The organism is Bacteroidales bacterium, from assembly GCA_035647615.1.
In the GTDB taxonomy this organism is placed as follows: Bacteria; Bacteroidota; Bacteroidia; order Bacteroidales; family 4484-276; genus SABY01.
In genome coordinates this window covers 119764-132260 of the sequence record DASRND010000038.1, presented here as the reverse complement: position 1 = coordinate 132260, position 12497 = coordinate 119764, and the positions used below count along the sequence as shown (strand labels likewise).

General features: G+C 46.5%; 13 protein-coding genes. 10 read left to right on the top strand and 3 right to left on the bottom strand.

Features of this window, described 5'->3' with window-relative positions; translation table 11 throughout:
- Positions 1-408: 408 nt before the first annotated feature.
- From VFC92_14680 to VFC92_14670, 3 genes are all read left to right on the top strand, one after another.
- A complete protein-coding gene (locus tag VFC92_14680; protein HZK09427.1) occupies positions 409-726 on the top strand; it encodes a TusE/DsrC/DsvC family sulfur relay protein in 318 nt (105 codons plus the stop codon).
- Between the two features lie 52 nt (positions 727-778).
- Positions 779-1939: an aminotransferase class V-fold PLP-dependent enzyme gene (locus VFC92_14675; protein HZK09426.1), complete on the top strand. Its 1161-nt coding sequence runs from the start codon at positions 779-781 to the stop codon at positions 1937-1939.
- An 87-nt stretch (positions 1940-2026) separates the two neighbouring features.
- Complete coding sequence (locus tag VFC92_14670; protein ID HZK09425.1) at positions 2027-2611, top strand: hypothetical protein; 585 nt, start codon at positions 2027-2029, stop codon at positions 2609-2611.
- 213 nt (positions 2612-2824) lie between these two features.
- On the opposite strand, the gene VFC92_14665 is transcribed toward VFC92_14670, so the two are convergent.
- Together VFC92_14665 and rmuC are read right to left on the bottom strand one after the other, a co-directional pair.
- Entirely contained in the window at positions 2825-4111 is a 1287-nt protein-coding gene (locus VFC92_14665; protein ID HZK09424.1) for a GWxTD domain-containing protein, read from the bottom strand.
- Entirely contained in the window at positions 4101-5441 is a 1341-nt protein-coding gene (gene rmuC / locus VFC92_14660; GenBank protein HZK09423.1) for a DNA recombination protein RmuC, read from the bottom strand. The genes VFC92_14665 and rmuC overlap by 11 nt, the downstream gene beginning before the upstream one ends.
- A gap of 116 nt (positions 5442-5557) precedes the next feature.
- On the opposite strand from rmuC, the gene VFC92_14655 reads away from it, so the two are divergent.
- On the top strand, positions 5558-6367 hold the full coding sequence (locus VFC92_14655; GenBank protein HZK09422.1) for an energy transducer TonB: 810 nt from the start codon (positions 5558-5560) through the stop codon (positions 6365-6367).
- Positions 6368-6370: 3 nt separating this feature from the next.
- Positions 6371-6871, top strand: a complete 501-nt coding sequence (locus tag VFC92_14650) for a metallophosphoesterase family protein (protein ID HZK09421.1) — start codon at positions 6371-6373, stop codon at positions 6869-6871.
- On the opposite strand, the gene VFC92_14645 is transcribed toward VFC92_14650, so the two are convergent.
- Complete coding sequence (locus VFC92_14645) at positions 6868-7347, bottom strand: DUF4293 domain-containing protein (GenBank protein HZK09420.1); 480 nt, start codon at positions 7345-7347, stop codon at positions 6868-6870. The genes VFC92_14650 and VFC92_14645 overlap by 4 nt on opposite strands.
- A gap of 439 nt (positions 7348-7786) precedes the next feature.
- On the opposite strand from VFC92_14645, the gene rho reads away from it, so the two are divergent.
- The 5 genes from rho (at position 7787) to rimO (ending at position 12464) form a co-directional block, all read left to right on the top strand.
- A complete protein-coding gene (gene rho, locus VFC92_14640) occupies positions 7787-9574 on the top strand; it encodes a transcription termination factor Rho (protein HZK09419.1) in 1788 nt (595 codons plus the stop codon).
- A gap of 98 nt (positions 9575-9672) precedes the next feature.
- Positions 9673-9861, top strand: a complete 189-nt coding sequence (gene rpmG, locus VFC92_14635) for a 50S ribosomal protein L33 (GenBank protein HZK09418.1) — start codon at positions 9673-9675, stop codon at positions 9859-9861.
- 12 nt (positions 9862-9873) lie between these two features.
- A complete protein-coding gene (locus tag VFC92_14630; GenBank protein ID HZK09417.1) occupies positions 9874-10026 on the top strand; it encodes a DUF4295 domain-containing protein in 153 nt (50 codons plus the stop codon).
- A 97-nt stretch (positions 10027-10123) separates the two neighbouring features.
- Positions 10124-11077: a signal recognition particle-docking protein FtsY gene (ftsY, locus tag VFC92_14625; protein HZK09416.1), complete on the top strand. Its 954-nt coding sequence runs from the start codon at positions 10124-10126 to the stop codon at positions 11075-11077.
- Between the two features lie 73 nt (positions 11078-11150).
- Positions 11151-12464 carry a 30S ribosomal protein S12 methylthiotransferase RimO gene (rimO, locus tag VFC92_14620; GenBank protein HZK09415.1) on the top strand — a complete coding sequence of 438 codons (1314 nt, stop codon included), beginning with the start codon at positions 11151-11153 and terminating at the stop codon, positions 12462-12464.
- Positions 12465-12497 lie beyond the last annotated feature (33 nt).

Below are 12497 nucleotides of genomic sequence, written 5' to 3'. Positions count from 1 at the left end.
TTTTATTTTAAATAATTAATACGGTAACAAAAATATTTTAAAATTGCTATCAAACGACGAATCCCGATAAGTTTGGCTAATAATGTTGGATAAAATCATAAGAATGAACCTGCACGCGTGTCACCTTCGGGAAAGTCCTTTCTTAAATTGTTGCTGGTCGGTAAGCTTTTTTCGCCTTTTTACATCCAAAATCGGAATTTTTAGTGATGGATTAAAATGCTGTTAATTCAAATGTTGGGCGGCCTTTTTTCTCATAAATTTTTTTTTATAAAACCCTTTTTGTTGCCGGTTGTTTTCATGGTTTAACAGGATGTGAAGGCTGAGGCCGGAATGAAGAAGTTAGAGATGGGGATTTTGAATTTTTTATTTAAGATGACGTTTTAAAATTATTATTAAAAATCAAATAGCATGTCAGTTTTACAATTCGACGAACATAAACTAAAGTTTGATAGTAGCGGTTTCCTGAAAAACCCTGAGATATGGGATGCTGAGGTGGCGCAATCGATTGCCCGCGAAGATGGAATAGAAGAACTGACCGATAAACATTGGGTGGTGATAAACATCATTCGCACCAACTACCAGGAAAAAGGCATGGCGCCTATGATCCGTACCATCTGCAAAGAGAGCGGCATGCGGCTGCGCGATATTTATGAGCTTTTTCCGCTGGGGCCTTCGCGTGGCGCCTGCCGCGTGGCCGGGCTTCCCAAACCCGAAGGCTGCGTTTAATAATTTACGCATTGCAACAACAAAAGTTACTGCATTATCAGGTGAATAAAAAATGAGCAAACTAATCTATCTCGACAACTCAGCAACATCGTTTCCCAAGCCCGAGGCGGTGTATCGGTTTATGGACGAATTTTATCGCCGGCACGGCGTTAGTCCGGGACGCTCCGGCTATGATGCAGCTATCGAAACTGAGGAAGTTGTACACAATACCCGTAAGTTGCTGTGCGAACTCTTTAATGGCGATGATCCCAATCGGTTAACTTTTAGCTACAATGCCAGCGATTCTTTGAACATGATTTTGCAAGGACTGGCGCGCAAAGGCGATCATGTGGTGACCACCCTGCTTGAGCACAACGCGGTGCTGCGGCCGTTGTACCATCTTACGCAGGATGGAATTATCGAAACTACCCACGTGGCTTTCGATGCCAATGGCTACGTGCATCCCGACGACATTCGCAAAGCCATCCGTAAAAACACGCGCATGGTGGTGGTAAATCATAGTTCTAATGTGATTGGCACATTGCAGCCGCTGGCCGAAATTGGTGCCATTTGCAAGCAACTGGGGGTTATTTTCGTGGTGGATGCCAGCCAAAGTGCAGGCGCTGTCCCCATAGATGTGCAGGCCATGGGCATCGACGCCTTGGTGTTTACCGGTCATAAATGTTTGATGGGGCCCACCGGCATCGGCGGCTCATACGTTACTAAGGATTTGCCCGTGCGCGGAACCCGCTTTGGTGGCACGGGGGTGCGCTCTGCACAAAAAACTCATCTCACCGAATATCCTTACCGCCTCGAATGCGGCACACTCAACATCTTAGGTGTGGCCGGACTGTATGCCGGCACCAAATGGCTGCTCGAACAGGGAATGGAAAAGCTGCACCGCCAGGAGTATCTGCTTTACGACAAGTTGCGCAACGCTGTGAAAGAGATGGATCGGGCAGTTTTGTATTGTGGTAATAATACCGAAAACCAGAATCCGGTGCTGAGTATCAACATCGAAGGGCTGAAGGCCGCCGACGTGGGAATGATGCTGGATGTGGATTACAACATTGCTGTCCGCGCCGGGCTGCAATGCGCTCCGCTGGCACATGCAGCGCTGGGTACCGACAAAATACATGGCACCGTGCGCATGAGCATTGGGCCGCTCAACGAGGAAGCCCACGTGGATGCTGCCATCGAAGCTATTCGCGAGATAGCTTCGCTGCCGCGGTAACATAATCGTGGCTTTGCGCGTCTAACAATGCTTTCAATTTTTTTCGATTGCCTTTTTAAAATCAATAACCACTAAATTTTAAATCCTATGAAAAAGTTCAGAATGTTTTTAATGTTGCTCTTAGTAGCAATTGTGCTGGTTCCCGGCTGCAAAGATGACGATGACGACAAAACGCCCTCCAACCACATGACCATAGCCGACAACAATTATGAGTTGTCGCAGGCAGTTATTATGAGTTATGGCCTGTATTCAGGCACGGGTTTTACTGAACTGCTATTGCTTTCACCGGGGTTGGTATTAAATGAGGTAAATGGGATCTTTTCTATTACAGGTGTTGGGCATGGAATTAGTTTTGAAATATTTACGGCTACCGATGAAATGCTCAGCAGTGACGTTTATACCTATGATGTTGACGAGACCGAAAATCCCGGAACCTTCTACATTGAATCAGCCGTGGTGGGGAGAAACACCGTTACCGGAGATGGAACCTATTACGACGTTACCGGTGGCAAGCTAACCGTCGAAAAAAGCGAAACAACCTACACTTTTAGCTTTGAAGGTGCAGCCAGCAACAATGTGAATATTACAGCCTCTTTTAAAGGTGTACCCGTAATCTATGATTTCAGCGACGAGTTGAAATCGGCAAAAGCTTCGCACCGGATTTTCTTGTAGGATTTAATTGTTAAAAAAGAAAAAACCTGTGGCAGCTTCGGTTGTCGCAGATTTTTTTTAATTCCGGGATGCCATGCCCTGCAAGGGATGGCAGCCCTGAGATTCTTTCTGTCACAGTTTTCAAATCACCTCATTGATATAACTAAGACTGCGAACTCAACCACCTGCGTCATGCGCCATGCGCCAGGCACCATGCGCGATCCCGACTTATTCCTACCGTCGCCAGAAATAGACGGCGTTGTACCATTGTTCTTTAAACTGTGGGTCGCGTTGCAGCTCGAAGTCGTTGTTGGTAAAAGGATTGATGGCGCGGATAAAGTCGAAACGCAGAAATACCCTGTTGCCCTGTTTGCCATAAATCCATGTCTCGATATCCTTGCGGCGATAAACCGTGGAGGGCGCACCATAAATAATGTACAGCATGCCGCGGTCGGTTTTCCAGCCTTCTTTGTGGGAAGTAAAGTAGCGGTTGGCATACTGCACCCGACTGTAATAATCGCGGATAAGTTCGGTGGCGCGTTCTGGATTGCCCGCTGTAGCTACCCAAAAGCTGTCGATGGCCTGGCGCGGGTCAAGGGATTGTTCGAGTTGTTTAAATTCGGTGTTGGAGGTAAGATAGCGCAACGGTTCCACCATCTGCTTCGGCCGCGTTACTTCCGGGTAATCATCGTAAAAACGAAAAAGCGTCAGTCCTTCGCGCTGTGTGGTGTCGTTTTGAAAATGATAGATTCCTTCTTTAACATATTGCACATATTCGCTTTGGCCGTTCGCCAAAGGTAACAGCGTTGTTTTTTGTGGGCGGTATTGGTAGGCTTCAGGATGACTTCCCGCAAAGGGCGGAATTGCAGGTGGAAACGATTCTTCAAAATAACTCACCACCATTTTGCCCAGGTCGCGGCGGTTGGTTCTCACATTGAACTTGGTTTTCCAACTAATCCAGTCGGTGTAAACGATGGCGCCATTTTCGTCCACAGGCAAAAAGTTTTGGGTGTTGCCGGGCGACGCTTTATAAATCATGCGCGGATAGAGCACCGCTTCATCTTTGTTGAGATCGGCAAAGCGTATTTGCAGCAGATAGGTTTCGGGGGCAAAAGCCTGCACGGCAAAATCGAAAGTAAGCTCGGCGGCGCTGGTTGCATAGAGCGAATCAGAAAAACGGAAAGTCTGCTCGTCGAGCACTGTGCTACATTCGTACGACGAAAACAGCTGGTAGCTGATGGAATAATTTGCCTGCAGAAATTCTTTGTTAGGCGGTTGCTGGTAGAGCAGCCCACCGGTGCTGTATTGCAGATATACGCGTGTGAGGCTGTCGGTTTCGTGAAAGATGCGGATACCGCTGATGGCCGATTCCTCGTCCGGCTGATAGTGTGCAGCCAGATTGGTGTAGGTGGTTTGGTTGGTGGTTTTGCAGGTGGCTGTAGCCAAAATAATAGCTAAGATCAGCAAGGTTTTTCCAAAACACTGGTTGTGGTATAAATGGATGAGTTTGTTATTGGCCATTTTCAAGAAGATTTTTTGGTAATTCACGTGTGGTTTGTGCGCCAAGCATTTTAATTTTTTCGGCGCGGTTCACAAGGTTGCCCCGCCCGGTGCTTAGTTTGTTGTAGGCTTTATCGTAACAGTTTTGGGCAGCTTTAAGTTTATCGCCTATATCGTCGAGGTCGCCGACGAATGCAACAAACTTATCGTAAAGTTTTCCGCTTTCCGCGGCAATCTCCAGCACATTACGGTTTTGATACTCTTTCTGCCAGAGGGCTGCGGTCATTTTCAGAATGGCGATTAAATTAGCCGGGCCTGCCAGCAACACGCCTTTCCGGAAAGCATGATTCCACAATCCGCCATCGTGGTGCATAGCCAGCATAAAGGCCGGCTCGATGGGCATAAACAGCAGTACAAAGTCGAGGCTGTTGATTTGGTAGATGTGCTGGTAGTTTTTTGCTGCCAGCTCGTCGATATGTTTTTTTACAGAAATCAGATGGTTTTTCAGCTCGACAGTTTGCATCTCTTCCTGCTGGCAGTTGGCGTAGCGTTCGTAGGCTGTGAGCGAAACTTTGGCGTCGATCACTACGGTTTTGTTGTCGGGAAGGCGCAGAACCACGTCGGGTTGCAGGCGGCTGCCCGTTTGGTCGGTAAATGATTTCTGCACTTCAAACTCGCGTCCTTTCACCAGCCCCGACTGTTCGAGGAGCGTCGCCAGGATCATCTCGCCCCAGCCGCCCTGCGTTTTGGCCTGTCCTTTCAACGCCTGCGTCAGGTTTTGCGCTTCCAGGCTCATTTGCTTATTGAGCTCGGCAAGCCGCACCACCTCTTCCTTTAGCGAAAAGCGTTGTTGAGATTCTTTATCATAAACCTCCTCTATCTTTTTCTCAAAATCACGGATGCGCTCGCCCAGCGGTTTTAGCAGCAGCTCCATGTTGGCTTTGTTGGTTTCGGTAAAATGGAGACTCTCGCGCGACAGGATTTCATTGGAGAGATTTTTAAACTCATCCGAAAACTTAGCGTAAATTTTCTCCAGTTCCTCCTTGTTTTCGCTGAGCTTCAGGTTGAGATGATCTATTTGTGTATCTCTGGAGGCCAGTTGTGTGGAGATACTCAAAAGCTCCTGCCGGTTTGTTCCCAGTTCTGCTTCGAGTTGAAGAGCCTGCCGGGTTTTTTCGTCTAGCTGCTGCTGATTTACCCGTTGGTCGACGAGGAGATCGCCAAGTTGTTTCTGTGTCAATTCGTGTTGTTTACGGCTTGCAGTTAGCCGTTGGTGCGAAATAAAAAAACCACCAACACCCCCAACGGCCAGGCCGGCAGCAACCATTATGAGTGTGAACAATAAATCCATAGTTTAAATTTGCGATAAAAATATTAAAAAATGTGTAGCTGCAGACGGTTCGGGATATCAAAATTATTTTACCTTTAAGCCGTTATTAATTTTTACCCATAAAAACAATGAGTGGTATGATTTCAAAAATTTGCCAATTGTTGATGATATTGCTTGCGGCATTGCCGGCGGATGCGCAAATGGGCACTTTTGTAGATGCACACCCTTATGGCGGCAAGTCGGCTATGCGCGACCTCATGAGGACTGAAATGGTCTATCCGGCGGCAGCGCGTGAAGCAAAGCAGGAGGGTACTGTAATAATTGCCTTCACAGTAAAAAGTCATGGCAGCATTGCAGATGCACGTGTTGTAAAAAGCGTAAGTAAGAATCTCGACGAAGAAGCACTGCGGCTTTTCCATTTGCTGCAATGGGTTCCGGCGATGGCCAACGGTGTGTATATCGACCAGCAGCAGGAGATTCCATTTGATTTTAATTTGAAAAAATACAAACGTTGTGTGCGCCAGCGCAGCTACGATCAGGTATCTTATCCGCATGAGCCGGTGAGTGTCTCGGTAGAAATATATCCTGTGCAGCAACTTGATGTGTCACCGCATCCATTGTTTGATGAAATGGCTACTAATTTTTCTGATTTCATCAATCAACATCTTCAATATCCTGACGCAGCTCTGAAACAAGGTGTTACGGGTACGGTAGAGCTTTATTTCGTGGCTGAGCCTTCAGGAAATGTGAGCAACATTAAGGTGCTGCAAAGTGTGGGTGCAGGTTGCAATGAGGAGGCCATCCGGCTGTTGAAAATGATGCGCTGGTTTCCGGGCATCAAAGCCGGAGAGGCTGTTCGCACTGTGCTGACCCTAAAAATTACCTTTAGCCTGAGCAATCAAAACAAGCATCAGTACGTTCCTTCCAACAATGCCAACCAAATATAACGGATGACACGCATCGGACTTTTAAGCGATACCCACGGAAGCTTCCCGGAAAGTGCTGCCGATTTTTTTTCGGGCTGTAGCCAGATATGGCACGCCGGCGATATTGGTTCCGTATCCGTTCTTGATGAATTGCGTAAGTTCGCCGAGGTAAAAGCAGTGTATGGTAATATTGATGACCATGATTTGCGCCTGCAATGTCCGGAGGTTTTTATTGATAAAATAGAAGACACAAAGCTGGCGATGATACACATTGGTGGATATCCAGGCAGATACTCTCCCGAAGCCCGGCGCATTATAGCAAAAGAATATCCGGCCATATTCATCTCAGGCCATTCGCATATTCTCAAAGTGATTTATGACAAAAAGCACAATCTGTTGCATCTCAACCCCGGGGCTGCCGGCAATTCAGGTTTTCACAACGTAATCACCATGATGCGATTTGACATCGACGGGAAAGAGATCAAAAATCTGGAAATATTCGAGAAAACGAGAGCCTTGCGCTAGCGCAGGCGGTTGGACGAACGTATCAGCTTCTCGTCTTTGCGGATGAAATGGTTGGCCAAAAAAATCATTACCAGTGATAAAAGCGGAAAGATTGTGGCTATCTGATAATCGGCTGTAACTCCCGAAGCTGTTTCGAGCAAGTTTGCATAATAGAAAATGCCTCCGATGAGCAACACATTCAAAAAGATATTCAGCAGGTTCAGCCTGATTTGCAGCATGCGCCGCTTGTATTGAAAGATGGTGATAAAGGCAATGAGGATGATTAGAAACTGGCCCAGTGCAAGTGGCAGCGTAAACCAGCGGCCAAAAGCTGATGTGGCATCGCCAAAAGGTGCCGGAGATAACTCTTCGACAGAGTAAAGATAAAACCTGAGCATGTTCATTTCGCCCGTGAATCCGGCGATAGGCAGCAAAAGCGTCATTACACCGAAGACGACCACCATGAAAAGAAATACCGATTGAATACGTTGTAGCATGTGAGGATAAATTTTGAATTATAAAAAATAAAGCGCGGCAAATATACGATCATTTACTTTTTTGAGCAGTTTACGTTGTCAGCATTTGTAATAAAATAAAAATTAAAAAATTTAGCTTAAAATGCATCGCTATTAAAAATAATTATCTTTGCCGTCTTGAAACTTAATCTTTTATCAATTATTTATCTAATTTTCTTTGATAAATTTCCTTTTTACTTTTCAATGCAAATTATAAAAGTACTGCTGTTTAGGTAGTTGAATATCATTCAGTTCTTTATTGTCCACCAGCAACATTTATTAGCTCTTTCAGAGCATACGAAAAGATGCAGTCGGCAATTGCAGCAGTCATTTTATTAATAACAGCACTGAATTTCCGGGTAGTTGCCTGATGGTGCTGCCCGGAGAACAACAAAATTTCAGAACAACAAAATTTACATTCATGTACGATATTATCGAATTGAACGGCAAATTGCTCACCGAGTTGAAGCAAATAGCCAAAGATTTGGACATTAGTAAAATCAATAACCTTAAGAAGCAGGATCTGATCTACAAAATTTTAGATCATCAGGCGCTAAACCCTCCTGAGAAACCAGATCAAAAGAGCCGTACAAACGGAGCACCGGAAGCTAAGGGTACTGGTTATGATTCCCGCAATCAAGATCGCAGCCGTCGCCGTCGCATCAATCCGGAGCCGGTAAAAGAGAAGCTGGCTTCAAGTAACACTGGCGGGCAACCGCCAATTGAAGCCAAAGTAGTGCCTGCTGCTGCTGAAGCAAAAACCGAAAAAGCACCGGTGCAGCAGGAGCGTCCTGTTCGTCGCGATCATAAGCAGCGCAGCGACAAGGATCAAAACGCCCCCCGCTTTGAACGCCGTGAAAATAAACAGGCATCGCCTTCTGAGGATAAACCAAAAGCGCCACCTGAAAATCGCTCTTCAGATAAAGACAATCGTTCTTCAGATAAAGATAATCGCTCCATAGATAAAGGTAATCGTCAAACAGACAAACGTTCCTCCGACAACGTGCCCGATACTGGCAATACTGACGAACATCATCAGCCTCAGCGTACCAGTGATCAGCAGCGTCAGAATAAAAATGTGGCTGCAGAGCTCGATGGCGCAGTGGTTACAGAGGGTGTACTGGAAGTGATTCAGGATGGATACGGGTTTTTACGTTCGGCTGATTACAACTATCTCAACTCGCCTGATGATATTTATGTGTCGCAATCGCAGATAAAACTTTTTGGCCTGAAAACCGGCGATACTGTGCGTGGTGCTATTCGCCCGCCAAAAGAAGGGGAGAAATATTTTCCGCTGATCAAAGTAGAAAAGATCAATGGCCGCACCCCTGAAGAAGCCCGCGACCGCATCCCGTTTGATTTTTTGACGCCACTTTTCCCGGAGAAAAAATTCAACCTCACCGGACATCCCGGCGAAACCATTTCGACACGGATTATCGATATGTTTACTCCCATCGGCAAAGGCCAGCGCGGTCTGATTGTGGCACAGCCCAAAACCGGAAAAACCGTTTTGCTTAAGGAAATTGCCAATGCCATCGCCTACAACCACCCGGAAGTATATATGATTGTTTTGCTCATCGACGAGCGCCCCGAGGAGGTTACCGATATGGCACGCAGCGTAAGAGCCGAAGTGATTGCCAGTACTTTTGACGAGCCTGCCGACCGGCACGTTAAAATTGCCAACATCGTTCTCGAAAAAGCCAAGCGTCTCACTGAGTGTGGCCACGACGTGGTGATTCTGCTCGATTCCATCACCCGCCTGGCGCGCGCCTATAATACGGTGTCGCCGGCATCGGGCAAAGTGCTCTCAGGTGGGGTAGAAGCCAACGCACTGCACAAACCCAAACGTTTCTTTGGGGCAGCACGACAAATCGAACATGGCGGCTCACTCACCATTATCTCTACAGCGCTCATCGACACCGGATCGAAAATGGACGAGGTGATCTTCGAGGAGTTTAAAGGTACCGGAAACATGGAGCTGCAGCTCGACCGCAAGCTCTCCAACAAACGCATTTATCCTGCCATCGACATTGTGGCCTCAAGTACCCGCCGCGACGACCTGCTGCTCGACAAGGAAATCCTGCAACGTATTTGGATATTACGCAACCACCTGGCCGATATGAACACCATAGAAGCCATGGAGTTTCTTAAAGATAAGATGCGATTTACACAGACAAACGAAGAGTTTTTAATTTCGATGAATAGTTAAAATTGAGTTCTTTTAAAAAAAAATCAGAAAATAAATTGGCCATCTAAAAATTAGTAACTACTTTTGCCGGCCAGAAAAATATTGAAGGAAACAGACAAATGGCAAAAAAATCTAAAGACGCACGCATCCAGGTAATCATGGAATGCACCGAGCACAAAACCAGTGGTTTGCCCGGAACATCACGGTACATCTCTACTAAAAACAAGAAGAATACACCGGAAAGATTGGAACTGAAGAAGTACAATCCGATTATGAAAAAAATGACCGTTCACAGAGAAATCAAATAAAAATAGTACGATATGGCAAAGAAAGTTGTTGCTTCGCTGCAATCTATCAGTAAGGACTTCGCAAAGGTGATACAGGTTGTAAAATCTGCAAAATCCGGAGCATACACCTTCAAGGAAGACATAATTCCTAACGATAAGGTGCAGGAGTTCATTGGTAAAAAATAATATCGTTCCCTTACCGGGAAATGATAGATGAGCCTTTTCCGCTACCGGGGAAGGCTTTTTTTGTATGGGTACAAACAAAAAATAAAACCACCGAATTATGGGACTTTTTAATGTGTTTTCGAAAAAGAAAAAAGAGAAACTCGACGAGGGCCTGGAGAAAACCAAGGCCAGCGTGTTTTCGAAACTTACAAAAGCCGTTGCCGGAAAAACCAAGGTCGACGACGAGGTGCTCGACAATTTGGAGGAAATCCTGGTTACTTCCGACGTGGGTGTAACCACCACGCTGAAGATCATCGAGCGCATTGAGGCACGCGTGGCCCGCGATAAGTATGTGGGCGCTTCCGAACTCAATCGCTTGTTGAAAGAAGAGATTGCCGGACTGCTTGCTGAAAATGAAAGTGGGGTTTTGCTCCCATTCGATTTTGCCCCACGTCCTGAACCCTATGTTATTATGGTGGTGGGCGTAAATGGTGTAGGTAAAACTACCACCATAGGCAAGCTTGCGCACCAATTTAAAAGCGCCGGAAAAAAAGTGCTTCTGGGCGCTGCCGATACTTTTAGAGCTGCTGCCGTCGATCAGCTCACTATTTGGGCAGAGCGTGCCGGCGTTTCTATCGTAAGTCAGGGAATGGGCGCCGATCCGGCCTCTGTTTCCTTCGATACACTCAAATCGGCTGTTGCCGGAAATTATGATGTGGTGATCATCGACACTGCCGGACGGCTGCACAACAAAATTGGCCTGATGAACGAGCTGACCAAGATAAAAATGGTGATGAAAAAAGTGGTGGCCAATGCCCCGCATGAAATTTTGCTGGTGCTGGATGCCTCCACCGGCCAAAACGCCATAGAGCAGGCACGGCAGTTTACGGCAGCTACCGAGGTAAACGCTCTGGCGCTTACCAAACTCGATGGTACGGCCAAAGGTGGCGTTGTTATCGGGATTTCAGATCAGTTTAAGATCCCTGTAAAGTATATCGGTATCGGCGAAAAAATTGAAGACCTTCAGATTTTTAATAAAAATGAATTTGTGGATTCGCTCTTTGCGAGTTAGAGATTAGAAAATTGAAATCGAAGGTATTGGAAACCTTTTTAGAGGCTGGCTTTTAATAAAAAATCATTTTTAGTTGTTAACAAAAAAATCCCATCAGGATATTCACATCATCACCCTGGGTTGTTCCAAAAATGTGGTTGACTCCGAGGTGCTGTCGTATCAGTTAAAAGCTGGTGGATACAGCGTTCGACACGATGCTGCAGAGGTGAAAAGCGGTATCGTTATCATCAACACCTGTGGCTTTATCAACGATGCCAAAGAAGAGTCGATAGATATGATTTTGCAATTTGCGCAAGCGCGAAAAGCCGGTAAAATTGATCGTTTGTATGTGATGGGCTGCTTGTCGCAACGATACAAAACGCAGCTCGAAGCCGAAATTCATGAGGTGGATGCTTTTTATGGTGTTTCCGATCTTGGCGTCATTCTCAAAGATTTGCAGGTTAATTACCGCAAAGAGCTTCTTGGTGAGCGCTCGGTAACGACCCCCCCACATTATGCCTATCTTAAAATTTCGGAGGGCTGCGACCGCAACTGCGCTTTTTGCGCCATCCCGCTCATTCGGGGCAAACATATTTCGCGCACCATCGAAAGTCTGGTAGCCGAAGCCCGTTTTCTTGTTGCCGGAGGTGTAAAAGAACTGATACTTATTGCGCAGGATATCACCTGGTACGGTCTTGATATTTATCGTCGCCGTGCCCTGGCCGACTTAGTGCGCGAGCTGGCAGCCATTCCCGGCGTGCAATGGATCAGGCTTCACTACGCTTATCCTGCCGGTTTCCCGATGGATGTTTTGGATGTAATGCGCAAACAAGCCGTCATCTGTCGCTATCTCGACATTCCTTTACAACATTTTTCTGATCCCATTTTACAAAAGATGCACCGTGGGCACACCACCGGTCAAATGCGGGAGCTTTTGCAAAAAATACGTGAAGCTGTCCCTGGGGTGGCATTGCGCACCACACTCATCGTTGGGTTTCCCGGCGAAACTAATGAGGACTTTAAGGCTTTGAAACAATTTGTGGCAGAGCAGAAGTTCGAAAGGATGGGCGTGTTCACCTATTCGCACGAAGAAGATACGCCCGCTTATTCCCTTGTCGACGATGTGCCGGAGGAAATAAAACAGGAGCGTGCACAGGAGCTGATGGCGTTGCAGGAAAGTATTTCGCTGGAGCTAAATAGCCAGCGTATAGGCAAGGTGTACAAAACCATTATCGACCGCAAAGAGGGAGGTTTTTGGGTGGGACGTACCGAGTACGATTCGCCGGAGGTGGACAACGAAGTGTTGATATCTGAAGTCCACAAACTGACACCGGGTAATTTCTATGAGATAAAAATTACTGGTGTCGAAGCCTTCGATCTTTATGGAGTGCCTGCCGGAGAGGAATAGGATCTTGGAAATTCAATATGCTCCGAGGCGCCG